Origin of the sequence: Leucobacter komagatae, from assembly GCF_000834055.1 — a bacterium.
Taxonomy (GTDB): domain Bacteria; phylum Actinomycetota; class Actinomycetes; order Actinomycetales; family Microbacteriaceae; genus Leucobacter; species Leucobacter komagatae_A.
In genome coordinates, this window is record NZ_JXSQ01000014.1 from 24,126 (window position 1) to 48,715 (window position 24,590).

26 protein-coding genes are annotated in these 24,590 nt (G+C 65.6%); 15 read left to right on the forward strand and 11 right to left on the reverse strand.

The genetic code is table 11. From position 1 onward, the window contains the following. Positions 1-691: 691 nt before the first annotated feature. Positions 692-1,285, reverse strand: a complete 594-nt coding sequence (locus tag SD72_RS10730) for a hypothetical protein (protein ID WP_042544453.1) — start codon at positions 1,283-1,285, stop codon at positions 692-694. 52 nt (positions 1,286-1,337) lie between these two features. Further along, the gene (locus SD72_RS16995) at positions 1,338-2,216 is read right to left on the reverse strand and encodes a hypothetical protein (RefSeq protein WP_157000546.1); all 879 of its coding nucleotides are present in this window, start codon (positions 2,214-2,216) and stop codon (positions 1,338-1,340) included. Positions 2,217-2,358: 142 nt separating this feature from the next. Here SD72_RS16995 and SD72_RS17420 point away from each other — a divergent pair, with 142 nt between their 5' ends. The 9 genes from SD72_RS17420 (at position 2,359) to SD72_RS10780 (ending at position 9,572) form a co-directional block, all read left to right on the forward strand. Then, positions 2,359-2,781, forward strand: coding sequence for an FHA domain-containing protein (locus tag SD72_RS17420; RefSeq protein ID WP_232299730.1), 423 nt, complete (start codon positions 2,359-2,361; stop codon positions 2,779-2,781). A gap of 100 nt (positions 2,782-2,881) precedes the next feature. Continuing rightward, positions 2,882-4,267 carry a glycine--tRNA ligase gene (locus SD72_RS10745; protein ID WP_042544455.1) on the forward strand — a complete coding sequence of 462 codons (1,386 nt, stop codon included), beginning with the start codon at positions 2,882-2,884 and terminating at the stop codon, positions 4,265-4,267. A 12-nt stretch (positions 4,268-4,279) separates the two neighbouring features. After that, complete coding sequence (locus SD72_RS10750) at positions 4,280-5,602, forward strand: CPBP family glutamic-type intramembrane protease (RefSeq protein WP_232299728.1); 1,323 nt, start codon at positions 4,280-4,282, stop codon at positions 5,600-5,602. Next, on the forward strand, positions 5,599-6,981 hold the full coding sequence (locus SD72_RS10755; protein WP_042544457.1) for a hypothetical protein: 1,383 nt from the start codon (positions 5,599-5,601) through the stop codon (positions 6,979-6,981). Before SD72_RS10750 ends, SD72_RS10755 begins: the two co-directional genes overlap by 4 nt. Before the next feature lie 111 nt (positions 6,982-7,092). Beyond that, positions 7,093-7,398, forward strand: coding sequence for a hypothetical protein (locus SD72_RS10760; RefSeq protein WP_042544458.1), 306 nt, complete (start codon positions 7,093-7,095; stop codon positions 7,396-7,398). After that, entirely contained in the window at positions 7,395-7,913 is a 519-nt protein-coding gene (locus SD72_RS10765) for a phage holin family protein (protein WP_084767144.1), read from the forward strand. The genes SD72_RS10760 and SD72_RS10765 overlap by 4 nt, the downstream gene beginning before the upstream one ends. Next, entirely contained in the window at positions 7,910-8,173 is a 264-nt protein-coding gene (locus SD72_RS10770) for a DUF3618 domain-containing protein (RefSeq protein WP_042544459.1), read from the forward strand. The genes SD72_RS10765 and SD72_RS10770 overlap by 4 nt, the downstream gene beginning before the upstream one ends. 194 nt (positions 8,174-8,367) lie before the next feature. Further along, complete coding sequence (locus tag SD72_RS10775; RefSeq protein ID WP_042544460.1) at positions 8,368-9,150, forward strand: uroporphyrinogen-III synthase; 783 nt, start codon at positions 8,368-8,370, stop codon at positions 9,148-9,150. Positions 9,151-9,152: 2 nt separating this feature from the next. Then, entirely contained in the window at positions 9,153-9,572 is a 420-nt protein-coding gene (locus SD72_RS10780) for a hypothetical protein (protein ID WP_042544461.1), read from the forward strand. A 27-nt stretch (positions 9,573-9,599) separates the two neighbouring features. Here the strand turns inward: SD72_RS10780 and SD72_RS10785 are convergent, their stop codons facing one another. Continuing rightward, positions 9,600-10,175, reverse strand: a complete 576-nt coding sequence (locus SD72_RS10785; RefSeq protein ID WP_042544462.1) for a nitroreductase family protein — start codon at positions 10,173-10,175, stop codon at positions 9,600-9,602. A 79-nt stretch (positions 10,176-10,254) separates the two neighbouring features. Further along, entirely contained in the window at positions 10,255-11,154 is a 900-nt protein-coding gene (locus tag SD72_RS10790) for a LysR family transcriptional regulator ArgP (protein ID WP_042544463.1), read from the reverse strand. Between the two features lie 90 nt (positions 11,155-11,244). On the opposite strand from SD72_RS10790, the gene lysE reads away from it, so the two are divergent. Beyond that, on the forward strand, positions 11,245-11,856 hold the full coding sequence (lysE, locus tag SD72_RS10795) for an L-lysine exporter (RefSeq protein ID WP_042544464.1): 612 nt from the start codon (positions 11,245-11,247) through the stop codon (positions 11,854-11,856). A 64-nt stretch (positions 11,857-11,920) separates the two neighbouring features. Here lysE and SD72_RS10800 read toward each other — a convergent pair whose 3' ends face one another. Then, the gene (locus tag SD72_RS10800) at positions 11,921-12,967 is read right to left on the reverse strand and encodes a threonine aldolase family protein (RefSeq protein WP_042544465.1); all 1,047 of its coding nucleotides are present in this window, start codon (positions 12,965-12,967) and stop codon (positions 11,921-11,923) included. Positions 12,968-13,086: 119 nt separating this feature from the next. Then, complete coding sequence (locus SD72_RS10805; RefSeq protein ID WP_042544466.1) at positions 13,087-13,887, reverse strand: siderophore-interacting protein; 801 nt, start codon at positions 13,885-13,887, stop codon at positions 13,087-13,089. A 228-nt stretch (positions 13,888-14,115) separates the two neighbouring features. Between SD72_RS10805 and SD72_RS10810 the strand changes: the two genes are divergently transcribed. The 4 genes from SD72_RS10810 (at position 14,116) to SD72_RS10825 (ending at position 19,211) form a co-directional block, all read left to right on the forward strand. Continuing rightward, entirely contained in the window at positions 14,116-14,841 is a 726-nt protein-coding gene (locus SD72_RS10810; protein WP_042544467.1) for an AAA family ATPase, read from the forward strand. Between the two features lie 146 nt (positions 14,842-14,987). Continuing rightward, positions 14,988-17,156: an ATP-dependent Clp protease ATP-binding subunit gene (locus tag SD72_RS10815; RefSeq protein WP_084767146.1), complete on the forward strand. Its 2,169-nt coding sequence runs from the start codon at positions 14,988-14,990 to the stop codon at positions 17,154-17,156. 149 nt (positions 17,157-17,305) lie between these two features. Beyond that, complete coding sequence (locus tag SD72_RS10820) at positions 17,306-18,214, forward strand: glycerophosphodiester phosphodiesterase (RefSeq protein ID WP_052492615.1); 909 nt, start codon at positions 17,306-17,308, stop codon at positions 18,212-18,214. 43 nt (positions 18,215-18,257) lie between these two features. After that, complete coding sequence (locus SD72_RS10825) at positions 18,258-19,211, forward strand: aldo/keto reductase (RefSeq protein WP_042544468.1); 954 nt, start codon at positions 18,258-18,260, stop codon at positions 19,209-19,211. 35 nt (positions 19,212-19,246) lie between these two features. Here the strand turns inward: SD72_RS10825 and upp are convergent, their stop codons facing one another. Further along, complete coding sequence (gene upp, locus SD72_RS10830) at positions 19,247-19,879, reverse strand: uracil phosphoribosyltransferase (protein WP_042544469.1); 633 nt, start codon at positions 19,877-19,879, stop codon at positions 19,247-19,249. A gap of 56 nt (positions 19,880-19,935) precedes the next feature. On the opposite strand from upp, the gene SD72_RS10835 reads away from it, so the two are divergent. After that, the gene (locus SD72_RS10835; RefSeq protein ID WP_084767148.1) at positions 19,936-20,370 is read left to right on the forward strand and encodes a nucleoside deaminase; all 435 of its coding nucleotides are present in this window, start codon (positions 19,936-19,938) and stop codon (positions 20,368-20,370) included. Here the strand turns inward: SD72_RS10835 and SD72_RS10840 are convergent. From SD72_RS10840 to SD72_RS10855, 4 genes are all read right to left on the reverse strand, one after another. Continuing rightward, a complete protein-coding gene (locus tag SD72_RS10840) occupies positions 20,367-21,482 on the reverse strand; it encodes an ABC transporter ATP-binding protein (RefSeq protein ID WP_157000547.1) in 1,116 nt (371 codons plus the stop codon). The two genes, SD72_RS10835 and SD72_RS10840, sit on opposite strands and share 4 nt — an antisense overlap. Then, positions 21,472-22,317, reverse strand: a complete 846-nt coding sequence (locus tag SD72_RS10845; protein ID WP_042544516.1) for an ABC transporter permease — start codon at positions 22,315-22,317, stop codon at positions 21,472-21,474. Before SD72_RS10845 ends, SD72_RS10840 begins: the two co-directional genes overlap by 11 nt. Further along, positions 22,314-23,159, reverse strand: coding sequence for an ABC transporter permease (locus tag SD72_RS10850; RefSeq protein WP_042544472.1), 846 nt, complete (start codon positions 23,157-23,159; stop codon positions 22,314-22,316). The genes SD72_RS10845 and SD72_RS10850 overlap by 4 nt, the downstream gene beginning before the upstream one ends. A gap of 65 nt (positions 23,160-23,224) precedes the next feature. Further along, a complete protein-coding gene (locus SD72_RS10855; protein WP_084767149.1) occupies positions 23,225-24,364 on the reverse strand; it encodes an ABC transporter substrate-binding protein in 1,140 nt (379 codons plus the stop codon). Between the last annotated feature and the right edge of the window lie 226 nt (positions 24,365-24,590).

The following is a 24,590-nucleotide window of genomic DNA, read 5'->3' on the forward strand; positions in this document are numbered from 1 at the left end:
TCGATCCTAGTCGTGTGCCGACCGCCATTGCGCTAGCTGGGATTCGATCGTCGCAAGTGCTTCCAAAGGCGCCGAGGAGAATGTACTCACAGCCGTTGGCCGTCCCGCGACGTCGTGCAAGGACATGTCGTACATGAACTTGCCGCCACCCATGTCACGGAGCATGCCGCTCATGCGATAGTGCGGTGAGCAACCCTTGATTCCCAGCAGCCATCCCTGAGGTTCGAAGGACGATCTGGCCGCAGCGAGCGCGGCAAATGCATCAGCGCCGTACCCCTGGTGGGGAGACCATCAATGTCGACGGTCACTTTGTATACCTGTCCCGCCGGTTGGGAAACGTCTTCGGTGAGGCGCACGCTTGCTGGTCGCTCATGGGCGCCACGATATGCCCGCAAATCGGAGTAGACGGAGACCTCTTCTGTCATCTTCCTAGATCCTCCAAGGGCAGCCAAAGCGCACCGTCAGGTGTCCCGTTGATGAGAAAGCCTTCCGCCAGTGAGTTCTGTTCAATCAATTTGTTCCCCCGCGAGCGTCGCCGTCGCGGTGCCACCCGGCACAAAAGCGGGGGAACTGTAGAGCGAGAACGCGGGCGTGCCGCCTGAATGCATTGCGGGGGAGATCCGTTCTCTGGGAATGCTACTCAAGAGACCTTCCTTGGGTGTGGATCTTGGTGGGTTGTTGCGTGGGGCAGCTACTCGGTGGTTGGGGTGGGGTTGAAGAGGGGTTCCCAGTCACCAAACTGGGGGATATCGAACCAGTCGTGCGAGACGTCTACGCCACGCGATTCACGGGTCTCGACGTGCATCGGCTTGCCGAATCCTTGTGGGGTCATGATCTCCTCCTTCACGTAGCCGTCTGCTTCGAACTGCATCATTACCGCTCCGATGCTGTCTGTGAGGTTAAGGAAGCGTTCTTCTTCGGGGTAGGCGTACCAGGTGATCTGGGAGAGCATGATCTGGGTGGCGTTGCCGCTGTACGGTGTGGGATCTTTGTGATGCGGTTCGTAGTATCCGCCCCATATGTAGGATGCTTCAACGCGTCCATGGGCGTCCAATTTCTGCATTTTGAGGCCATTCGCCTGAGGGCACATCTGGATCAGCCCTGTTGGACGTCCGAGCTCCTCGTCAAAGCGGACGATGCCAAACCATTCCCCGTCCTGGCGCGCGTTCAGCTCGTAGCGGGCTTGAGCCTCGTCTGGGGTGAGCTCGTTGGTAAACAACCCCCACTGTTTGTTGGGGTTCTCTGGGCCGGCACCGATTTTGTCTGCGTAAATGTAACGATGCACGAGGCGTACTCCTTCTCAAGGAAGACGTGTGGCAACGAACGGTGTAGCGACTCTAATTGTAGATATGTCCGAGGACATCACGAATAAGCACTTGGGGATCGAGGTTTCGCGCGTGGTCGAGTATTGCTTGCGGGATCTCGCCACGCTGCACCGGAACCTCAAGAACAAGCCTCCCGTCAAGCTTCCCGCCGGAAGCTATCGGCGTATTTGGGGCGTATTTTGCGAGCATCTCATCGATATAGAGACGCGCGGTTTTCGGCGTAACATCCCAGAGCTGCGTATTCTTCCGCGACACGATCGCAACGTCAGGGACGTAGGAATCAAGAAACTTTCCGTTTCGGAGTGCTACCTCGTTCTGCGGGTAGCGGTGATGGTTTTGATAGTTGAACTCTTGCCACTCGGCCCGTACACGCCGCCAAGGCTCGATATCGGTGCGATCGAGAAGTTTGTTCAACCAGTCTGGGTTTCGTGAGCGCACGATGCTCTCACCGTTTCGGGTGGTGACTCTGACCGTAGATGAACCAGCCTTGCTCGCAGCAATTCCTGCGTCGATCGCGGCTGTTCCAGCTTTTGCTCCAGCCCGGGCCGCCCGACCGCCAGGGATCGCACTCAACCCAATCATCACGGCGAACTCAGCCCCAGACATCTCGCCTGCTGCGAACGCCATCACGTCGTCTGCAAGCAGCACCGCCCCCAGCACAGCAGCGGTCACGGCTGCGATGATCGCGATCGGTCCGGTCACTACGAACGCGGCAATCGCCGCGATAATCACGACTACGGTCGCGATGACCACGATGACTTGCCACCAGTCAGAGTTATTGATTTTCTCCCACCATGAATCAGCGGGAACTCCCGGGTCTCTTGCCGCGTCGATCAGTTTCGCGACACTGTTACTCGTGCTGGTGTAGCCGTCTTTTGCTTCCCACACCAAAGCTTTCGCAGCTTCCAGGCGAGCAGAAGCGTCAGAGACGCTTGACTGCCGCGCTGCAACACTTGAAGATGCGGAAGAGTCTTGTGTGCGGAGCCTGGGCTGCTTCGAGATCGGTGCGGGCCAGGCGAAAACGGCGCAGATGATGTCGTTGAACAATTGCAGCGAATGGAGTGCGATCAGGCCACGGGCACGTGGAGTACTCTCACCAACATCGAACTCGCAGGGGAGAATACTGGCGAAACACTCGACATCCGCGGGAGTAGGGGTCGTTGGGCGGGGCCCAATTGATGCTCAGGGGAGCTACGAGCACGTGGTGAAGTTCGACGATCCTCAACGCGTGCTGTCTCGAAATCACTTCGAGTTCGGTCTCACCTCCAACAACGAGTTCTGGGTGGCCGACCTCGGGGCCGCGAACGGAACATACGTCGTCGCACGCGGCGCACAACGGCTGCTCGCTGCCCACGAGCGCACGCGGCTCTTGCATGGTGACCAGCTGCTCTTCGGCGAGGTAGCGATGAGACTGCATATTATGCAGGCTCAGCAGGCCCCAACGCGTCGTCCCTGAGTGCGCTAAGCGAGAGCAGGATAGGCTTGAGGGGTGAATGCGCTGGCACGCGCACGACCGTAACCAAGATCCCCGTCTGCCCCTTGGAGTGAATAACACAATGGCTGAACAGTCCCGCCTCGATAAGGTCATCTCTCTCGCCCGCCACCGCGGCTTCGTCTTCCAAGCGGGTGAGATTTATGGCGGTTCTCGTTCCGCGTGGGATTACGGCCCTCTCGGCACTGCTCTCAAGGAGAACATCAAGCGCCAGTGGTGGAAGGCGATGGTCCAGCGCCGCGACGACGTTGTCGGCATCGATTCGAGCGTCATCCTCCCGAAGCGCGTCTGGGAAGCCTCCGGCCACGTCGAGGTCTTCAGTGATCCGCTCGTCGAGTGCCTCCAGTGCCACAAGCGCTACCGTGAAGACCACCTCATCGAGGCCTTCGAAGAGAAGAAGGGCCGCGCGCCGAAGGACGGACTGTCAGAGATCGTGTGTGTCGCCTGCGGCACCCGCGGCCAGTTCACCGAGCCGCGCGCCTTCTCCGGCCTGCTGAAGACCTACCTCGGGCCGGTCGACGACGAGGCTGGCCTCCACTACCTCCGCCCCGAGACCGCGCAGGGCATCTTCGTGAACTTCGCGAACGTGCTGCAGGCCGCACGCATGAAGCCGCCGTTCGGCATCGGCCAGATCGGCAAGAGCTTCCGCAACGAGATCACCCCGGGCAACTTCATCTTCCGCACCCGTGAGTTCGAGCAGATGGAGATGGAATTCTTCGTCGAGCCGGGAACCGACGAAGAGTGGCAGGAATACTGGATGAAGGAGCGGATGGACTGGTACGTCGGTCTCGGCATCGACGCCGACAACCTGCGCTTCTACGACCACCCAAAGGAGAAGCTCTCCCACTACTCGAAGCGTACCGCGGACATCGAGTACCGCTTCGGTTTCACGGGCAGCGAGTGGGGTGAGCTCGAGGGCATCGCGAACCGCACAAACTTCGACCTCTCGACCCACTCCGAGCACTCGGGCAAGGATCTCAGCTACTTCGATCAGACGAAGAACGAGCGCTGGATGCCCTACGTGATCGAGCCTGCCGCCGGCCTCACCCGCTCGCTCATGGCGTTCCTCGTCGACGCATACCGCGAGGAGGAGGTGCCGAACTCGAAGGGCGGCACCGATACCCGCACGATGCTTGCTCTTGACCCGCGCCTCGCGCCGGTGAAGGCAGCGGTGCTCCCGCTCAGCCGCAACGAAAACCTGTCGCCGCTCGCCCGCGAGATCGCGCAGGAACTCCGCGAGGACTGGAACATCGACTTCGATGATTCGGGCGCGATCGGCCGGCGCTACCGCCGCCAAGACGAGATCGGCACACCGTTCTGCGTCACTGTCGACTTCGATTCGCTCGACGACAACGCGGTGACCGTGCGCGAGCGCGACACGATGCAACAGGAGCGGGTACCCCGCGCCGAACTCCACGCCTACCTCGCAGAACGCCTCCGCGGCGCCTAACCAGGGAGCACGATGACGCAACCCCCGATCGACGGTCACACACCAAACACCGGAGGTTCGCAGCCCCCGGGTGCATCGGTCCCGCCAGCGGGGCCACTGCATCCGGGGGAACCCGGAGCGCCGGGCGAGACTGAGCTGCCCGTCCCCCCGGCGCAGCCGGGTCACGTCGCAGCACCAGGCCAGCCAGGCGAGTCGCTACCACCCGTGGTTCCCGTGCCGCCAGGCATGCCGGAGCCGCAGCCGGGTGCAGCGGTGCCTCCGGGCACACCGGCCCCGCCGCCCGCACCGGGCGGGGGAACGCCACCGCAGTGGGCCTGGGCACAGCCACAGCCGCAGTTCAAGCAGGTCGAGACCGAGCCACTCGAGTACCACAGGCTCTACCGCGGTGCCCCGAAGTTCGCGTGGTGGAAGCCACTCGTCGTGCTCCTGCTCGCGGCGAGCATCTACTTCGCAATGAACATTGCGTTTTCGCTTGCGCTCATGCCGCTGCTCGTGATCTTCGACCCGGACTACGTGAACGATGCGCTGTTCACGCAGATCTCTCCGATCCTTGACACGCAGCACCCGTGGTCGATCGTGCTCGGCCTCGGAAGCGTGGCACTCATGATTCCCGCGGTGCTGCTCGCGATGCTTTCACTCGGCATCCGCCCCACGGGGCGTGTGTGGTCGGTAGCGGGCAAGATCCGGTGGGGCCTGCTTGGTCGCACGACGGGTGCGGCGGTGATCGGCATCCTGGTGATGAACGGCGTCGGCATGCTCGTGGGTATCGCCATGGAGTCTTTCTCCCCAACCACCACCTCTGGCACAATTGCCGCCGAGGCTCCCGGTTTCAATGGCACGGCGGCGCTTGTTTCGTTCCTGCTGGTGCTCCTCCTCGTGCCGTTCCAGGCGGCGGCCGAGGAAGTCGTGTTCCGCGGCTTGTTCCTGCAGGTGCTCGGATCGTGGATGCGCTCACCGTGGCTCGCGATCGGAATATCTTCCGTGGTGTTCGCCATCATGCACATTTACGATATTTGGGGCATGGTCGTCGTTGGGCTGATGGGCCTGACCGCTGCCTGGGTCACTTGGAAGACGGGCGGCCTCGAGGCTGCAATTGCGATCCACATCATCAACAACATCGCTGCGTTCGCGTTCATGGCGGCGGGGGCAACTCCCGACACCGGGCAGGTGGAGAGTTCTGCCGGTCCAGAATCGATCATTGGCCAGGTCCTCGGCCTTGCCGTTTTCGCGTGGTTGGTTATGCGCATCTTCCGGAAGCACGGCTACGGCCGCGAACGTATTGACACGGTGTGGCGTCCGGTCGCTGTCGCTCAGCCAGGGCTCGGGCAAGCGTGAAACAGGCGCTCCTGCTCGGAGGCGGTGTAGCGGCGTTCGCCGCGGCGCTCGATCTCGCCGAAGTCGGTGTCGAGGTGTGGATCGCGGACACCGCGATTCGTGTCCCTGAGCGCGATGTGCGTGACCCAGGGGGAGAGGTGGCTGCGCTGCTCGGTGAGATCGCAGCTCCGCTCACGCCCGAAGCACACGGCACGCCAGGGGCAGCCCCGTCGACCGTGACACCCGCCCAGGTGTCACTGATCGCGCGTGATGGCGCGTGGCGCCCGCTACCCGAGTCTTCGGTCTGGGGGATACCGGCGGTACCCCTCTCGAGGGCTGCGCTCGCGCTGTTCGGCGCACCCGGCGCCTTCAGGGCCTACCTCGATCGACTCAAGCCCGTGCTCACGATCGGCAAAGAACCCAACCTCGGCAAGCTCGTCGATTCACGTGTCGGCCGCGCTGTGCGCGAGACCGCGGTCGATCCGCTCGTTCACGAACGCTTCGGCGTGCGCGCACACGATGCCGAGGTCGCGCTCGTCGAGCAGGGGCTGAATGAAGCGTTGACCCGCGCCGGGTCGCTCAGCGGCGGGGCGATGCAGCAGCAGGAAGCACACGTTGCACGTGAAACCGTCGTCGCCCCGGCCGCGGGGTGGCATGAGTTTGGTGAGCTCTTGGTGGCGCACCTCGAGCTCTACGGCGCAAAGCGGTTTACCAGTTCGGTGGTGTCATGCGAGCGGGCAAGTTCCCAAGGCGCGGGGTGGACAGTGACCGACGCTGAGGGCCGACGCCTGGCATTCGACGCCGTAATTGGCGACCTCGAGGACATCGCACGGGTTGCCGTGAACGCCTCCGGCGTCGCTGACGCCGGGCCGACAGAGGGTGTTGCGGGCCTGGTTGCAGCGCTTGCCTCACTGTTGCCGGCGACGACGCGGCAATATGCCGATATCGGCATTCAGGGGGAGAGTGCGCGGTCGGCGGATGGACATGCGCCAGCAGATGACAGGCTCCTCCTGCTCGAAACGGCGGAGGCAGGTACGTGGACGGCGCGCGTACTTGGCGGCGGCGTCAACGGGAGTGCGATCTGGCTTTCCGGCCCAGCCGGACCGGGGGACCTGCAGTTGCCTGCGCGGCTCCCTGCGGATTTGCTTACCGGCGCGATCGAGGCGGCCGGACTTGGTGACGTTGCCTCCGAGCCGGTCGTGCGCGTTCGTGCCGCTGCATTCGCGACACTTGCTGAGCGCGACGCTGCGGAGCTCGCACGGGCGGAGTGCGCAGCCGCCTACCCTGATCTGATTGTGGCGGGCGAGCAACTCCACGGGGGTGAGCTTGGAGAGGCCCTCGCTGAGGCGCGGCAGCGAGCGGTGGTCTTGCGTCGAAAGCTGACCGGGATCTCCGAATAGCTCCAGTTGGCGTTGATACCCTCGAGGGGTACGCTGTATATTTCCCAATAGGAATGTATAAGAGTCGGCCGCGAAGAGTAGGCTGTGAACAATACGGTCGGGAGGCACCACATGAGGGGCAAAGTAGGTTTCGTAGTCGGAGCCGCACTCGGGTACGTGTTGGGAACTCGTGCCGGGCGTGCTCGCTATGAGCAGATCAAGCGTGGCGCAATCGCTGTGTGGGAGACACCACTCGTGCAGCAGGGAGTGACCTCAGTGAAGGACACTGTCGGCGACCGCGTTGATGACGTGAAGGCCGCGGCCGCACGCGCAGCAAAGTCTGCGTTCGTCGCCGTAACGCAGCCGAAGCCCGAGCCAGCGCAGTCGCAGCGAACAGCAGCTGTGCCTGAACGCCCAACGGAGGAGACTTCGGCATGAGCCGCAAACGCGATGAGGCCGGCACCTTCGAGCTGATGGCCAGGCTTCCCCAACAGATCGTCTCGCTCGCGAAAATCGAGTACGAGAACGCGAAGCGGGAGGCCGTTGGCGCTGCGAAGAAGGCCGGCATCGGCGCCGTAGGTGTCGCTATCGCGCTGTTCTTCCTCTTCTTCACGCTGCAGGCGCTCGTCATCGCGGCGATCGCTGCGCTGGCGCTCGTGTGGCCGTGGTGGCTCGCTGCGCTCGTTGTCGCTGCTGCCTTGCTCCTGCTCGCAGCGGGAGCGCTATTCGCTGGATTCAAGCTCATCCGGCGCGGCAACCCGGTCCCGGAAGAGACGCTTGCGCGGGTCGGAGACGACGTAGCAGCGCTTGGAGACATCGGCGTGAACACTGAGTCGCACCCGCGACCTGCCGGAAGCGACAGCTCTCCGGAGCCGCGGGTATCGACCGCTTCGGCCGGCGCTCGTCAGGCGCGTAACGCCACGGAAACCTATGGATATGGAGGGGAGCGATGAGCCAACACGAGCAGCGCGCCCTCGGCATCGCCGAGGCACAGGTTGCGCGGGCGGAGCTCTACGACACCCTCGGGCAGTTGAGCGACCGGCTGAACTACGCGAAGCGCATCGATGATGCGACCGAGCGAGTCTCCGCGCGCATTCAGGAGGAGCGTCGCGAGCGGCCGCTCGTCTTCGTGGCGGGTGTCGTGGTTGTCGCCGCGACGGCAGGCGCAATCGTGTGGGCCCTCGCAAAGCGCGCGAGTAAGAATTTCCGCTGATCGCTCCCTTAGGCCATGCTGTTGGGGTGGCAACACGCGTAACGGGTCGGTTTCGATCGTGCCGATGCGGCCCTCAGTTTTGCGTCTTGACCGGCGCAGGGCGAGAATAGGTGAACACGCGGCTCCGAGCGGGCCGTATCTTTGAGAATCCGCGCTCAGCGCGGTTCTTGTTCGTTTCGAGTGATGTGGGGTGTATGTCGGATCAGGCTAAGCTGCTCGGCGGCCTCCGTGTGCTTGTTCCGCGCGGCGGGATTTGGGGTGACCTTGTGTCGCAGGCGCTGCGGGATCGTGGCGCACAGACCGTGATCGCGCCGCTCGTGGACTTTTCTCACACGAGCGAGGAAGACAAGCTTGTCGAGGCGCTGAAGGCGCTCGAATCCGGTGAGTTCGATTGGATGACGGCGACGAGCGCGACCGTCGCCGACGTGCTCAAGCACCACAATGCTGAGTTTCACGAGCGAACGAAGGTTGCGATCGTTGGCGAAGCGACCGCCGTCGCGTTCCGCGAGGCAGGCTATCCCGTCACGCTGACCCCCGACGAGGACAACAACACCACCTTCCAGCTTCTCAAGGAGTGGAATGAGATCGACTCGGGCGAGGTCTTGCGTGTCTTGACGCTCCGCTCGGACGTGGCAACGCCCGTTCTCACGATGGGCCTCATTGAGCGAGGCCACGATGTCACTCAGGTGCTCGCGTTTCGCACCATTGGAGTGCCGGCCTCCGTGCACATTCGCGAAGATATCGACTCGGGCCGCATCAATGCGATCCTCGTGGCTTCCGCGAAGATTGCTGAGGAAGTGCGCAAGCAGTTCCCGAAGCTGCCTGAGAACACCCTCGTCGTGTGTGTTGGGGAGAACACCCTTGCCGCGGCTGAGGAACTCGAGTTGTCCCGCAACGGCATCGACCGGCAGGCCGAGGTCGACGCCATCATCGAAGCGGTCGAGTCCGCAATCGATCACAGCGACATGTTGGACTGACCGTGGCTCGCGTTGAGGTGCACACGGACCGGGTGGTTATTCGCCTGACCGCTGCCGAAAAGACGGTCTCTCTCCGTCGCCGCGATATCGTGCTCGATCGTGCGGCGATCCGCTCCGCGGTCATCACAGAGGATCCGTGGGTGTGGATCCGCGGGATCCGCTCGCCAGGGGCCGGGCTGCCGCGCGGGCTCGCCTACGGAACCTGGCGCACGCGCGGGGGCAAGGATTTCGTGCTTGCAAGGCGCGGGCGCGAGGCCGTCGTGATCGATCTTGAGGTGCCAGAGAGCGCCGACGAGAACCGTGGCTGGATCGGCGAGTTCGACACGTTCTCTCGTGTGATCATCTCGACGGTGCACGCCGCAGACCTCGTGCGCGCACTCCGCCTCGACGGCGAAGCGTACGCGGCCGAGACTACGCAGTAGCCAGGGCCGCGCGCCCGCAGCGTCTACTCAGTCGTTGACGATGATGAGCTCTTCGACGCTCGCACGCGATCGCGGAGCGAGCTCGCGCTCCTTGAGCGCTTCGGCGAGCTGCTCCGGCACGCCAAGCTTGCCGATGGTCATCACGGAGACGACGCGCAGTTCTGCGCCGAGCTCAAACGCCTCGCTGATCTGAGCGGCGTCGAAGCCACCCATCTGGTGCACGTAGAGACCCTCCGAGTGCGCCTGCACGGAGAGGTGAGCGACAGCCTGCCCCAGGTCGTATTCGGCCCAGCGCAGCGGCTCACCGGTCTCGCTCGCCACGACGGCAACGTTCACAACCAGGGCTGAAGCAGCACCTGCCCACTGCGCGTTGAACCCGGCGAGTGCGCCCTCAATCTTGCCGAACGACTCGCTTCCGCGACGCGCAACGATGAAGCGCCACGGCTGGGTGTTGCTCGCGCTTGGCGACCAGCGTGCTGCCTCGAAGGCGCTGCGCAGTGCGTCCTCGGGGAGGGCGTGGTCGCTATCGAATGCCCTCGGGCTCCAGCGCTCAGAGAGCGTGCTGAGGATCGGGGTGCTGGTGGTTGCGTGCTTCGCAGACATGAATCTCCTGGATGAAACGAAAAGGGGGCGTTCGCCCTGCCAAGTGGATTGAACGCCCGATCCGGGCTGCGTATTCCAGCTAGCTGAAGTCGAGCGCATCCCTGGCAGCTGCCGTGATGATCTCCGTGAGCGTGTCGAGCACGGGTGAGTGCAGATTCCATCGCTGCCAGTAGAGCGGGAGTGCGAGCGATCGCTCTGGCAGCACCTCGACGAGGGTGCCGGAGGCGAGCGGCGCGGCGCACTGCAGCGCCGGCACCATGCCCCAGCCCATGCCGAGCTCGATGGCCGTCACGAACTCCGCGGACGAGGGGACGAAGTGCCGCGGCGGAATGCTCGGCTGCTCGGATACACCCGCGTACTCGCGGAGGAAGCGATCCTGAAACATGTCGTGCCTGTCGAAATCGATGCGCGGAGCAGCGGCGAGGAGCTCCGGCGTCACCCCGTCGGCGAAGTGCTGGCGGTAGAGCGCGGGGGAGGCGACCGGGTGATAACGATCCACCCCGATACGGGTCGAGACGCAGCCCGGGACTGGCTCGGGGGTCGCGGTGAGGGCCGCCATCGCGTCGCCGCTGCGGAGGCGCTCGGTCGAGACTGTCTCGTCTGCCCTGAGCACCTCGAATCGCGCGCCGGTCTCAGCGGCCGCGCGGGCGAGCGCGGGTACGAACCACGTCGCGAGCGAATCCGCGTTGATCACGAGCCGCACGAGCGAGCCGCGCGCGCTGCCCTGATCGAGCTCTGCTGAGACGTCCTCGACGACCTGCGCGATCTGCCTCGCCGCCCTGAGCACGGCTGCTCCTGTCGCGGTGACCGCGACCGGGCGACTGCGCATGAGCAGCACGGAGCCGGTTCGCTCCTCCATGTTCCGAAGCCGCTGGCTCACCGCGGAGGGTGAGACGTGGAGGAGCCGCGCTGCGCCCTCGAGGGAACCCTCGTCGACGACGGCGGCAAATGTTCTGAGGTGTTCGAGGGGGAGATCCACACCCCATATTAAGCACAGCTAATGCTCCGTGAGAAAGTTTCGTGTGGCTGTAGTAGCGGCGAGTGTCGCTGACGCCGTAGCGTCGTCTCCGTGATCCTTCCCTTTCTTGTCGGCCTCGGCAGCGGCCTCTCCCTGATCGTCGCGATCGGCGCACAGAACGCCTTTGTACTCCGGCAGGGGATTCGACGCGAGCATGTGCTGCCCGTCGTGCTCATCTGCGGCCTCACCGACGCCCTGCTGGAGACACTCGGCGTCGCGGGCATCGGCCTCGTGATCGAGCGCGCGCCCGTGCTGCTTGAGGTCGTGCGCTGGGGCGGCGTTGCGTTCCTCGTCTGGTATGCGTGGACAGCCGCGCGGCGTGCGGCGAGACCGGAGGCGCTCGTCGCCGCCGAGGGCGGGGAGCCGCGCTCGCTGAAGAGCGTCGTGCTCGCGTGCCTCGCGATCACCTACCTCAACCCGCACGTCTACCTCGACACGATGGTCCTCATGGGGTCGATCGGCAACGCCCAGGGAGACCCTGGGCGCTGGTGGTTTGCCGCGGGTGGTGCCATCGCGAGCATCGCGTGGTTCTTTGTGCTCGGTTACGGCGCTCGCGCGCTCACGAGGTTCTTTGCGACGCCGCGCTCGTGGCAGATCCTCGACGGTGTCGTGGCGGTCATCATGCTCGTCATCGCCGCGAGGCTCGCGTTTGGCGGCATCTGAGCCCTTGGCGTCCCGGGGGTCGCCTCACGCGCCTTGCGCCGCTGGGCGGGGCTGCTGCGTCAGGCTACGCAGTGATCAGGGCGAGGAGCTCGTCAACGTCTTCCTGGCTCGTGTCGAAGGCGCACATGAGCCGGTACAGTCCGGCCCGACTCGGCCACGCGCCGAACGCGAAGCGAGCCTGGGCGCGCTGCGCAACTTCGTCCGGAAGCTCAACGAAGACCGCGTTTGACTGCACGGGAAACGCGATCCGCACATCGGGGTTTGCGGCCTTATCGATCCCGGCGGCGAGCCTGGCGGCCATCGCGTTTGCGTGCGATGCGGATCGGAGCCACAGGTCGCCTCCGTAGAGGGCCTCCAGCTGCGCCGAAGCAAAGCGCATTTTCGAAGCGAGCTGCAGGTTGATCTTGCGCAGGTATTCCATTCCCGGCGTTGCATCTGGCCGCAATACGATCACGGCCTCCGCTGCGAGCGCACCGCTCTTCGTGCCTCCGAGGCTCAGCAGATCCGCCCCGGCGTCGCTCGACACCGCTGCGAGGCTGGTCTGCAGGTGAGCGGCAGCCGCGCCAAGACGGGAGCCATCAACGTGGAGCAGCATGTCACGCTCGTGGGCGTGGTCCGCGAGCTCACGTATCTCCGCTGGGGTGTAGCAGGTGCCAAGCTCAGAGCTTTGGGAAATAGTGACTGCGAGCGGCTGCGCGCGGTGTTTGCTGCCCCAGCCCCACGCCTCGCGGTCAACGAGTTCTGGGGTGAGCTTGCCGTCTGCTGTCGGCACAGCGAGCAGTTTGAGCCCGCCGGTCTTTTCGGGCGCGCCTGCCTCGTCGGTGTTGACGTGCGCCGTCGCGGCGCTAATGACCGCACCCCAGCGTGGCAGCGCGGCCTGTAGTGCGAGGACGTTTGCCCCGGAGCCGTTAAACACGGGGAATGCTTCTGCTTCGTCGCCGAAGAGTCGCTTCGCCGTCGCTTGGAACTTGAGCGTCCACTGGTCCCCGCCGTATGCGACGGTGTGGCCGACGTTCGCAGCAGCGATGGCGGCGAGCACCTCCGGGTGAATCCCGGCCCAGTTGTCTGAGGCGAAGGCGACTGGGTGCTTGGCTGTGTTCGTATCGGTCACCGTTTCAGCCTAGACCTGTTCGCCTTGGCTGGTGTCGCGGCTGCGCGCACTGCTGCTCGCGCGGTGGGCCGCGAGCAGCGAGGAACTCGGCGCCGCGGTGGTCGGGCAGCAGCGGCGCTTCAGCGTTTGCGCCAGTAGCCGCAGAACTTTACCTGAGCCTTCGGTACCGAGAGCTCGTTCACGAGGTGTTTGCGCCCGCCGCTCGCGAGGTGTTGCTCGCCGATGATGAACGCTTGGAATCCAGGGTCATCGAGGCCTTCTGAGCCAAGAGAGCGCAACGCGGCGAGCGCCTCCGCCCCTGGCCGTGAGGTCGCTGCCCGGGTTATCCAGTGCACGCGCACGCCGCTCGGGGCAGCGACGGGCTGCCGGTCGGAGGGGTCTGAGATTTCGATGATGGCGTCGCCTGTCGTGTCGGCGGGGAGGTCCCGAAGTACTCCGAGCACTGCCGGCAGAGCGGTCTCCTCTCCGGCGATGCGGACGTGCCGAGCGTTCTGCGCTGCAAAACCGCAGCCCTGGTCGATCAGCCCGACTGTCGCGCCGACGGGAAGCGACGCGGCCCAGGGGCCGGCGAAGCCCTCAGCGCCGTGTGCCACGAAGTCAATATCGAGCTCGCGCTGCTCGGGGCGGAAGTTGCGCACGGTGAGGCTGCGGATCACGGGCCGCGTCGCCTTCGGGAGCGTGAGGTAGCGGAGGTAGCCCTTCGTGTCGAAGCGGTCGGAGAGCTGGTCGAAGCGGGTGCCCTCGGCGATGGGGAGCGCAAGCCGCAGCCACTGGTCGAACCCGAGGTGGCGCCAGTCGGCGAGCGCGTCGCCGGTGACCGTGACCCGGACGAAGCTCTGCGAGATCCGCTCGGCGCGGCTGACTTCGGCGGTCACAAGGCCGGTCGTCGCGTGGTCTGCGCTGATGTTGGTCGACACCATTGGGGCTCTTTTCGCTCAGTGGGCTCTGCGGCTGGGAGTGGGGCTCGGGTGCGTGAAGCGGTGGGTGCTGTGGTGTTGCGGTGAGGCGCGCGAGCGGTGAAACTGGAGCAATCCCGGGGGAGGGGGAGGCCCAGTGTCGGTGCAAGCGGGTAGGTTCATCTCAGGCTAGATCGATTCATCTGATGATTCAAGGGGTGCGGGCCGGGTGTCCGTGGGGAAAGGGTGCACATGCTGCTGAATACGCTCCCGCTGCGGTGGGTGGAGGAGTCGGCGAATGCGCCTGCGGATCGGGGCGTCTGGTTCGCTCAAATCCCGGCGGTGAAGCAGCTGCTGGACGAGGGCTTGACGTTTGGTGCGCTCACGGTGCTCGTCGGGGAGAACGGTGCGGGCAAGTCCACCATTGTCGAGGCGATTGCCGCTGCATACGGGTTGAACCCGGAGGGCGGAACCCACAATGCGCGCCACTCGACGGTCGTGAGCGAGTCCCCGCTCAACGAGCACCTGCAGCTCGCCCGCGGTGCCGGGTCATCGCGGAAGGGCGTGTTTCTTCGGGCAGAGACGATGCATGGGCATTTCGGTTATCTCCACGCCATCGAGATGGAGGACGGTGGCCCGCGGGGCCTGCATAACTTCCAGAGTCATGGTGAGTCGTTCCTTGAGTTCGTGCAGGCGCGCGCATCGATGCCGGGCCTCTGGGTATTCGACGAGCCAGAGTCTGCGCTGTCGTTCACGAGCTCACTTGGGCTGCTCGCGCACATGGTGGCGATCGCCGAAAGTGGGGCGCAGGTCATCCTCTCGACGCACTCCCCGATCCTCGCGGCGGTGCCGGGTGCCGATATTTATGAGCTCGGGTCGTGGGGGATGCGCCGCAGCACCTACGACGATCTTGAGATGGTCGACAGCTGGCGGCGCTTCATGGCAGCGCCAGAGCGGTACCTCAGGCATCTCGAATAATTGGGGCCCGCCACCCGCTGCGGCTTGGCGGTTGGGACTGGCGGGATTTGCGGTTTCGTTCTAAACTTGAGTCATATCCACTCAAGTTTGCGATTCCGGGTGAGAAGCACACGAGTCGCACAGCCCGCTCATCACGAAAGGACATCATGCAGGCAAACTGGCAGCCGGCCGCAGAAGAAGGCAAGGAAAGTGCGCTCGAGCAGTTCGGCGTGAACCTCACCGAGGTAGCCCGCTCGGGCAAACTCGATCCCGTGATCGGGCGCGACAGCGAGATCCGACGCGTGAGCCAGGTGCTCACCAGGCGCACGAAGAACAATCCCGTGCTCATTGGTGAGCCAGGCGTTGGTAAGACCGCCGTCGTCGAGGGGCTCGCACAGCGCATCGTCGCGGGCGACGTGGCCGAGTCGCTCAAGGGTAAGGAGCTCATCTCGCTCGATATCTCCGCGCTCATCGCCGGCGCGAAGTACCGCGGCGAGTTCGAGGAGCGCATGAAGGCTGTGCTCGCCGAGATCAAGGAATCCGACGGCAAGATCATCACCTTCATCGATGAGCTGCACACGCTCATGGGTGCGGGCGGCGGTGAGTCCTCGGTCGCGGCCTCGCAGATGCTCAAGCCCATGCTCGCGCGCGGCGAGCTGCGCCTCATCGGGGCGACGACGCTCGACGAGTACCGCGAGTACATCGAGAAGGATGCGGCGCTCGAGCGGCGCTTCCAGCAGGTCTACGTTGGCGAGCCCTCGGTCGAGGACACGGTCGCGATCCTCCGCGGCCTCAAGGAGCGCTACGAGGCGCACCACAAGGTCACGATCGCAGACTCCGCGCTCGTCGCAGCCGCCTCGCTGTCGAACCGCTACATCACCGCCCGCCAGCTCCCAGATAAGGCGATCGACCTGATCGACGAGGCCGCGAGCAGGCTGCGCATGGAGATCGATTCCGCGCCGCTCGAAATCGACGAGCTGCGTCGCGCGGTCGACAGGCTCAAGCTCGAAGAGCTCGCACTGAAGAAGGAAAAGGACGAGGCCTCGAAGGAGCGCCTCGCGAAGCTCCGCGAGGATCTCGCCGAGAAGCAGACCGAGCTCGCAGGCCTCGAGGAGCGCTGGGAGAAGGAGCGCGCGACCCTGAACCGTGTCGGCGCGCTCCGCGAGAAGCTCGACCAGAAGCGCATGGACGCCGAGCGCGCGCAGCGCGAGGGCAACCTCGAGCGCGCCTCGAAGCTGCTGTACGGTGAGATCCCCGTCATCGAGAAGGAGCTCGCCGAGGCCGAGAACGCTGAGCTGCAGGGCACCACCGGCCCAGACGGCGAGCCGCGCATGGTGAACGAGCAGGTCACCGACGAGGACATCGCCGGCGTGGTCGCCGCGTGGACCGGGATCCCCGTCGGCCGCCTCATGCAGGGGGAGACCGAGAAGCTGCTCGCGCTCGAGCGCGAGCTTGCGAAGCGCGTCGTTGGGCAGCAGGAGGCTGCTGAAGCCGTCGCCGACGCAGTGCGGCGCACGCGCGCAGGGATCGCGGATCCGAACCGCCCCACAGGCTCGTTCCTCTTCCTCGGCCCGACCGGCGTTGGAAAGACGGAGCTCGCGAAAGCGCTCGCCGAGTTCCTCTTCGATGATGAGCACGCGATGGTGCGCATCGACATGAGCGAGTACGGCGAGAAGCACTCGGTGTCCAGGCTCGTCGGTGCCCCTCCAGGGTACGTCGGCTACGAGCAGGGCGGACAGCTCACGGAGGCCGTGCGCAGGCGCCCCTACTCGGTCGTGCTGCTCGACGAGGTCGAGAAGGCCCACCCCGAGGTGTTCGACGTGCTGCTGCAGGTGCTCGACGACGGCCGACTCACCGACGGTCAGGGGCGCACCGTGGACTTCCGCAACACGATCCTCATCCTCACCTCGAACCTCGGCAGCCAGTACCTCGTCGACCCCGACATGGCGTGGGCCGCCAAGGTTGACGCCGTGCACGAGACGGTGCGCCGCGCGTTCAAGCCCGAGTTCGTGAACCGGCTCGACGAGATCGTCATCTTCCACCCGCTCTCGGTCGAGGCGCTCGGCCAGATTGTCGAGATCTCGATCGATCGGCTCCAGGCCCGGCTTGCTGAGCGCAGGCTCACGCTCGCGGTTACTCCCGAGGCCAGGGCCTGGCTTGCACAGCGCGGCTACGACCCCGTGTACGGGGCGAGGCCGCTGCGCAGGCTCATGCAGCGGGAGATCGACGACAGGCTCGCGCGCGGCATCCTCGGCGGCGAGATTCGCGACGGCGACGTCGCCCGGATCGGCGTCGCCCCGGACGGCGAGGAGCTCGTGCTGCTGCCGGCCGGATAGGTCGAGCTGGGGTGCCCGGAACATCACATGGGGTGGCCGGGCGCCCCGCGCAGCCGACCGAACCGATCACCGAATATTCATCACAAAACGGTAACGGACTCCGGTAGGGTGGGTGCACCGCGTGACGCTGCGCGGCGTGAGGAGCACCAGTGATCCACCGAAAACTGCGCACAACCCCGGCGCCTGAACGCGCATTCGGGTGGCGCACCCCGCTCCTGTCAGGGGTGTTTGTGCTCGCGCTCACCGCAGCCCTTGGCTCCAACCCGTTCACCGCGAGCGCGAGCGCCCTGCAACTCCACGGCGCGCTCCACCGCAGCGAAACGTTCGGCATCATCTCGCACCGCGGGGCAGCCGCACTCGCGCCGGAGAACACGCTTGCCGCGATGCGCCTCGCATTCGAGCAGGGCGTCGATTTTGTTGAGGCCGATCTGCACCTCACCGCCGACGGAGTGCCGGTACTCATGCACGACCCGACCCTCGACCGCACCACAACAGGGGCGGGGCCGGTGTCTGCGCACTCGCTCGAGCAGCTGCGTGCGCTCGACGCAGGGTCCTGGTTTGGGCGGGACTTCGCGGGGGAGCCGATCCCAACGCTCGAGGAGTTTCTCGATGAGCTCGCGCCGACGAATAGTCGCGCACTCATCGAGCTCAAGGGATCCTGGAGCGACGAGCAGGTCGCGGGGGCCGTCGACATGCTGCGGGCACGGTACCTGGTCGACCGGGTCGCCTTCGAATCGTTCGAACTCGAAAACCTCGAGCGGCTCGCAGTGCTGGCCCCCGAGTACGCGCGGGTGATGCTCACGCGCGAGTGGGACCAGCCAACGCTCGATACCGCAGCCGCGCTCAACGTCTCCGCGATCGGCGCGAGGAGCAAGGTGTTCGAGGCGGACCTTGGGCTGGTCGAGGCCGCACGGGTGCTGGGGATCGGGACGATGGTCTACACACTCAACACGGAGCAGCAGTGGCGACAGGCGCGCTCGCAGGGAATCGACCTCGTCATCACGGACGATCCTGTAGCACTTGAAACATGGCGCGAAAATCTCAGCGGTGACGTGTAGCGTCGAAAGCGGTGCACACAGGCACCGCCGACGAAGGAGATACATGACGAAGAGCATACGTATTGGTAACTCTGAGCTGGCAGTCGCGCCACTCTCACTCGGGGCAAATGTATTCGGATGGACGGCCGACCGCGACGCATCATTCGACGTGCTCGACGCTTTCGTCGCAGGTGGCGGCAACTTTGTCGACACCGCCGATGGCTACTCGGCGTGGGTCCCTGGGAACTCTGGTGGAGAGTCCGAGACGATCATCGGCGAATGGCTGACAGCCCGCGGCGCCCGCGACGGGATCACCATTGCCACAAAGGTATCCACGCACCCGCAGTTTGCCGGGCTCTCGGCCGTGAACGTCCGCGCGGCAGCTGACGCCTCGCTAGCTCGCCTCCAGGCCGAGCACATCGATCTCTACTACGCACACTTCGACGACGCAGAGACCCCGCTCGAGGAGACCGTCGCGGTGTTCTCCGAGCTCGTCGACGCCGGAAAGATCCGCGCCGTCGGCGTCTCGAACTACAGCGCCGAGCGCGTCGCAGAGTGGTTCCGCATCGCGCGCGAGGGCGGCTACCACCTGCCGGTGGCGCTGCAGCCCCACTACAACCTGCTCGAACGAGACTTCGAAACGAACGGCCTCCAGGCTGTCGCGGCGGCGGAAAACCTCTCGGTGTTCCCCTACTTCGGTCTCGCGAAGGGGTTCCTCGCAGGAAAGTACCGTGACGAGGCGGCGGCCGGCGCCGCCGACGCGAGCCCGCGCGCCGGCCAGGCGCTGGACTACCTCGACGATCGCGGGCGCCGCGTGCTCGCAGCGCTTGACACCATTGCCGAGGCGCACGGCGTCGAGGTCGCGACCGTGTCGCTTGCTTGGCTGCGCCTGCAGCCGACCATTGGCGCGCCCATTGCCAGCGCGCGCACAACAGCGCAGCTGCCTGCGCTCCTCGCCTCAGTGACGCTCGATCTCAGCGAAGACGAGGTCGCGGCGCTCACCGCAGCAGGCGCGTAGCCGCTCCGCACCGTGCGGTGCGGCCTGCCGAAAGGTTAGGCCGTGCCGTACAGCCGGTCGCCAGCGTCGCCGAGACCAGGGACGATGTACGCGTTCTCGTCGAGACCCTCGTCGAGCGCTCCGAGAACGAGCGTGACGTTGCGGTCTCCCGCAGCCTTCTGCATCAGTTCGACGCCCTCCGGCGTGCCCAAGATACAGATCGCGGTGATGTCGTCTGCGCCGCGCGCAAACAGGAAATCGATCGCCGCGGCGAGCGAACCACCGGTCGCGAGCATCGGGTCGAGCACGAAGCACTGCCGCCCTGCGAGCGACTCGGGGAGGCGCTCAGCGTAGGTCGTCGGCTCAAGTGTTTCCTCGTCGCGGACCATGCCGAGGAACCCTACCTCGGCGGTGGGAACGAGCGTCACCATGCCCTCGAGCATGCCGAGACCAGCGCGCAGGATCGGCACGATCAGCGGCAGCGGTTCGCTCAGGCGCACACCCGTGGTCTTTGCCACAGGCGTCTGAATCTCGATGGGGTCGACGCGCACCTCCCGTGTCGCCTCGTAGGCCAGGAGCGTCATGAGCTCCTCAACCAGGAGGCGGAAGGTCGGCTGCGGCGTCTTCACGTCGCGCAGCACCGTCAGTTTGTGTGTGATCAGTGGGTGATCTGCCACGAAGACTCGCATACGCCTATTCTATTGCCGTGAGCACCATCCCTCCATCACCAGACGAGCTTCGCGCTTTGGCGATCGCCATGGCGGAGGCGCAGCGCGCCTTCGAAGAGGGTGAGATCCCCGTCGGCGCGGTCGTGCTCGGCCCAGACGGTGGGGTGATCTCGACGGGAAGAAATGCCAGGGAAACGAGTGCGGATCCGACGGGACACGCTGAGATCGTCGCGATCCGCGAGGCAGCTCGGCTGCGCAATGACCGCTTCCTCGATGGATGTACGCTCGTCGTGACGCTCGAGCCCTGTGTCATGTGCGCTGGCGTCATCCTCGCAGCTCGGCTACCCCGCGTGATCTTCGGCGCGTGGGACGAAAAAGCGGGGGCGGTCGGCAGCGTCTACGATCTGTTGCGCGACGGCCGCCTCCCGCACCCGGTCCCCGAGGTCGTCGCTGGAGTGCGCGCAGCCGAATGCGCTGCGCTCCTCGCCGACTTCTTTGCGACCCGCCGCTAGCGGCGAATCTCGCGGGCGGCGACCGCGACCGGCTCGGCGGTGAACGCCACCGACACCCGCTCGCCAGGCACAAACACCGCCTCGGCGCCGTGCTGCGACGCGAGCGTCGTGCCATCAGCAAGCTGCACAATTGTCCGTCTGATCGACCCGAGGAAACCACTCGAGACCACGACGGCGCCCGCAAGGATTCCCGGCTGCTCAGCGGTCGCTGTGCCAGCGTGCGCCGCGGTGAGCCGCACGTGCTCCGGCCGCACGTAAGCCGTGACCGCGGCGGCCTCGGCCGTCAGGTCACTGGCGGCAAGCGCGGGGATCGCGACGCCGTGCACGCGCACGACCCTGCCGTCCGGGTGCGAGTCGAGCACACCGTCCACCCGATTCGATAGGCCGACGAAGTCAGCGATGAACGGCGAAGCCGGGCGCCGGTAGAGTTCCTCGGGCGTGCCGAGCTGAGCGATCCTGCCTCCCTCCATGACCGCGACCCTGTCGGAGATCGCGAGGGCCTCCTCCTGGTCGTGAGTCACAAAGATCGTGCTGATGCCAAGCTCCGTTTGGATCGCGCGGATCTGCTCACGCAGCCGCACTCTGACCTTCGCGTCGAGCGCCGAGAGCGGCTCGTCCAGCAGCAGCGCCTGCGGCCGCGTCACCAGTGCGCGAGCGAGCGCCACACGCTGCTGCTGGCCGCCGGACAACTCGTGCGGGAACCGGTCGGCGAGGTGGCCGAGGCCGACAACCTCGAGCATCTCCGAGGCCCGCCGCGTACGCTCGCTGCGATCCACCCGGCGCATGTGCAACCCAAACTCGACATTCTTCGTGACGGAGAGATGCGGAAAAAGTGAATACTGCTGGAAGACCATCCCGATGTCGCGGCGGTTCACCGGCACATCCGTAACATCCTCGGCGCCGAGCAGCACACGCCCCCCAGAGACCTGCTCGAGGCCAGCAACACAGCGGAGCGCCGTCGTCTTCCCGCACCCAGACGGGCCGAGCAAGCAGACGAGCTCGCCAGCGGCGAGCTCAAGGCTGAAGTCGCGCAGCACGGTCGTTGCGCCGTACGACTTTGTGACGCCCTGGAGGGTGACTGGCGAACCTGCGAGTACGGGGCTAGCGGCCACGTGAGGCCTCCTTCGTTGAAGCGGTGCCGCGGCGGGTGCCACGGCGCTTGGGAGCGGCGTTCGTCGCGCTCACGATGAGGAGCAGCACAAACGCGCCGATGAGTGACAGAAGCGAAACGGCGACGGCGACAAACGGGTCCGACTGGGAGATCTGCAGCAGCGCGGTCTGCAGCGTCGTGCGATTCAAAAGCGATGACACCGTGAACTCACCGAGCACGATCGCGATCGTGATGAGCGAGGCAGCGAGGAGGCCGCGGCGCACCCCTGGCGCGATCACCCGGAGCAGCACCGTCGGCCACGATGCGCCGAGCGACCGTGCGGCTTCCGCGCGGACCTTCGCGTCCATCCCGGTGAGGTCTGCGACGATCGCGCGGTAGGCAAACGGGAGCACGAGCACGCCGTAGGCCAGCGCGAGCGTCCACTCGCCCGACCCGACCGCCTGACCAATCCCGCGGTAGATGGGGGCAAAGCCGACGACAAGCACGATCGCAGGGATCGCGATCGGTAGGACCGTGACGAGGTCGAGCGCGCGGTGCAGACGCGGATACCGCAGATGCACGAGCACAACGGTCGGGAAGAACAGGAGCAACACAATCGCGAGGGTGATCACCGCGAGCACGAGTGAGTTCTGAAGGCCGGTAAACAGCACCCGGTAGCTGCGCTCCTTCTCGGGATCAAAGAGCGACGCCCAGTGTCCGAGACCGTAGCCGCCTTCGACCGTGCGCAGGGTGAACTCGAGCATCGCAACGAGTGGCACGAGAAACACGACCCCGATCGCTGCGACAACGAGCCGCGCGACCGCCGGTGAGGGTCTACCCGGCACCCGCCCGCTCATCGCTGCCACCGTGCCGCGACAGCCATGAGCTTGCCGTAGCCGAGCATCACAACGGTCATCACGAGGATCATGCCGAGCGCGAGCACACCGGCGTTCGCGGCGAGCGAGCCGCCGGTTTCACTGATGAGCGCTGACCTGATCCGCAACGGAACAATTTGGGAGCCCTGACTGATGAGTGCAGCGGCCGTGGCGTATGAGGAGAACGCATTCGCAAAGAGCAGCAGCAGCGAACCGAGAAACGCCGGCGCGAGCACCGGGGCGCCGACGCGGCGCCAATAGCTGCCGCTCGAACCGCCGAGCGTCGCGACTGCCTCCGCCCAGCCCGGCCTGAGCGCGACGACCGCTGGGAGAAACGTGATGACCATGAGCGGAACCTGAAAGTACAGGTAGGGCAGGATGAGCCCGGGAAGCTCGTACAGCCACACCCCATCGGCGTGGATGTCGACCGCGAGGTGCTCGCGAAGCAGCGCGGTGATGAACCCTTGCGCGCCGATCGTCGCGATGAACGCGAACGCGAGCATGACGCCGCCAAACTGGGCGAGCACGGAACTCGCAGCGTCGATCACGCGGCGAAGCGGGCCATTCTCTGGGAGCGCGGCAAGCGCCCAGCACAGGAGCGCCCCGATCACCGCGCCGACGACTGCGGTGAGCGCGCTGAGCCAAATGCTCGCCCCAAATGCGCTGAGGGTTTCAGGCGCGGTGAGCACCGCAAGATGTGCCAGCGAGAAGCCATCCGGCCCGGTGAAGCCGCTCACGACTGCGAGCAGGGTCGGGATGAGGAGGAACACGAGCACGTATGCCGTGAAGGGGACAAGGCCGAGGGCCTGGAGGGCGCGTTTCATGAGCGTGCCGTGCACGAGAGAGGCCCGGTTACCGCGGCAACCGCGGCAACCGGGCCCGCTACTCGCTACTTGACGACGGCCGCCCAGCGCTCGGCGAGGAGCGCGTTCGCCGCGTCAACCTGATCCTGGTCTGGGGAGACCCAATCGGCGGAGTCCGTGCCGAACGTCGCCTGCTCGATGAGCTTCTCGTCGACGGTGCCCGCCTGCGTGAGGGCTTCGATGCGCACGGGGACGGCGTTCCCCTCGAGGAAGAGCGCCTGCGCCTCATCCGAGAAGATCCACTCCTGCCAGAGGCGTGCCGCTGCGGGGTTCGGGGCGTCCTTGTTGATCGCCTCGTTGTAGAACGACACGTAGACAGGCCCCGGGATAGTCGTGGTCTTCCAGCTGGGCTTGTCGGCCGCGGCAGCTGCGTTGTTGAACGACCAGTCGAGTACCACCGGGGTCTCGCCCGAAGCGATCGTGGCGGGTGTCGGGTCGAGTGTGAGGAAGTTGCCTGCGTCGCGAAGCTCCTGCGCGAAGTCAACGCCAGGGCCGAAATCGTCAACGCCGCCGCCGTTGAGCGCTGACAGCCAGCCCACTGCGGCGAAGGCCGCACCCGCCTGCGTCGGGTCGCCGTTGAGCGCAACCGCTCCCTTGAAGTCGGCGCCAAGCAGATCCGAGAGCGCCTTGGGCTCAGCGAACTTGTCTGCGTCGTAGCCGAGCGACATGATGCCGGAGTAGTTGTTCACCCAGAGCCCGGAGGCTTCCTTGTTTTCGGCGGGGATGTCGTCCCAGTTCTCTACCTGGTACGCGGCGAACTTGTCGGTGTTCGCGAGCGCGACGGCCGAGCCGAGGTCGAATACGTCCGGTGCGGTGTCCTGCCCCTTGAGGTTCTCCGCTGCCTGGATCTCTTCCGCGCTAGACGCGTTAGGGTTTGCCGAGTTTACGGTGATCCCGTACTTCTCCTCGAAGCCGGCAATGATCTCGCCGTAGTTCGCCCAGTCTTCCGGGAGGGCAACAACGTTGAGCTGCCCCTCTTCCTGCGCTGCGGCGACGAGTCCTTCGATCCCGCCGAAGTCCTCCGCGCTTGTCGCGGTTGCTGCGTCGGTGGCGGATCCCCCTCCCTCAGTGGCGGGAGCACCGGTCGAGCACGCCGCGAGCGTGCCGGTCAGCAGGAGGGCGCCGGCGGTGATGAGCGCCGGTCGCAAGAATGCGCGTGAAGTCACTGTGAACCTTTCATCTGTGCGACGGAGAGCTCACGGAAGGGCGTATGTGCCCACCCGCTCAAGCGCTCCCCGAGCTGACGGGTCAACACTAGAAAGGTCACGGAAACGGAAGACCGCCACCGGGTAGCCGCGCAGTGAACGCTCGGCAAAGCAGCCTGAACGCTGCGGCGCGTGCGTGCGCCCCCAGCCCGCGCCGCTAGAGCCCGCGCCGCTAGAGGCCGCGCCG

Bases quoted from the DNA above. Each gene is read 5' to 3' on its own strand.
- SD72_RS17420 (WP_232299730.1), top strand. From the start codon at position 2,359: ATGTCGTTGAACAATTGCAGCGAATGGAGTGCGATCAGGCCACGGGCA.
- SD72_RS10745 (WP_042544455.1), top strand. From the start codon at position 2,882: ATGGCTGAACAGTCCCGCCTCGATAAGGTCATCTCTCTCGCCCGCCAC.
- SD72_RS10750 (WP_232299728.1), top strand. From the start codon at position 4,280: ATGACGCAACCCCCGATCGACGGTCACACACCAAACACCGGAGGTTCG.
- SD72_RS10760 (WP_042544458.1), top strand. From the start codon at position 7,093: ATGAGGGGCAAAGTAGGTTTCGTAGTCGGAGCCGCACTCGGGTACGTG.
- SD72_RS10765 (WP_084767144.1), top strand. From the start codon at position 7,395: ATGAGCCGCAAACGCGATGAGGCCGGCACCTTCGAGCTGATGGCCAGG.
- SD72_RS10770 (WP_042544459.1), top strand. From the start codon at position 7,910: ATGAGCCAACACGAGCAGCGCGCCCTCGGCATCGCCGAGGCACAGGTT.
- SD72_RS10775 (WP_042544460.1), top strand. From the start codon at position 8,368: ATGTCGGATCAGGCTAAGCTGCTCGGCGGCCTCCGTGTGCTTGTTCCG.
- SD72_RS10785 (WP_042544462.1), bottom strand. From the start codon at position 10,175: ATGTCTGCGAAGCACGCAACCACCAGCACCCCGATCCTCAGCACGCTC.
- SD72_RS10805 (WP_042544466.1), bottom strand. From the start codon at position 13,887: ATGGTGTCGACCAACATCAGCGCAGACCACGCGACGACCGGCCTTGTG.
- SD72_RS10810 (WP_042544467.1), top strand. From the start codon at position 14,116: ATGCTGCTGAATACGCTCCCGCTGCGGTGGGTGGAGGAGTCGGCGAAT.
- SD72_RS10815 (WP_084767146.1), top strand. From the start codon at position 14,988: ATGCAGGCAAACTGGCAGCCGGCCGCAGAAGAAGGCAAGGAAAGTGCG.
- SD72_RS10825 (WP_042544468.1), top strand. From the start codon at position 18,258: ATGACGAAGAGCATACGTATTGGTAACTCTGAGCTGGCAGTCGCGCCA.
- upp (WP_042544469.1), bottom strand. From the start codon at position 19,879: ATGCGAGTCTTCGTGGCAGATCACCCACTGATCACACACAAACTGACG.
- SD72_RS10845 (WP_042544516.1), bottom strand. From the start codon at position 22,317: ATGAGCGGGCGGGTGCCGGGTAGACCCTCACCGGCGGTCGCGCGGCTC.
- SD72_RS10850 (WP_042544472.1), bottom strand. From the start codon at position 23,159: ATGAAACGCGCCCTCCAGGCCCTCGGCCTTGTCCCCTTCACGGCATAC.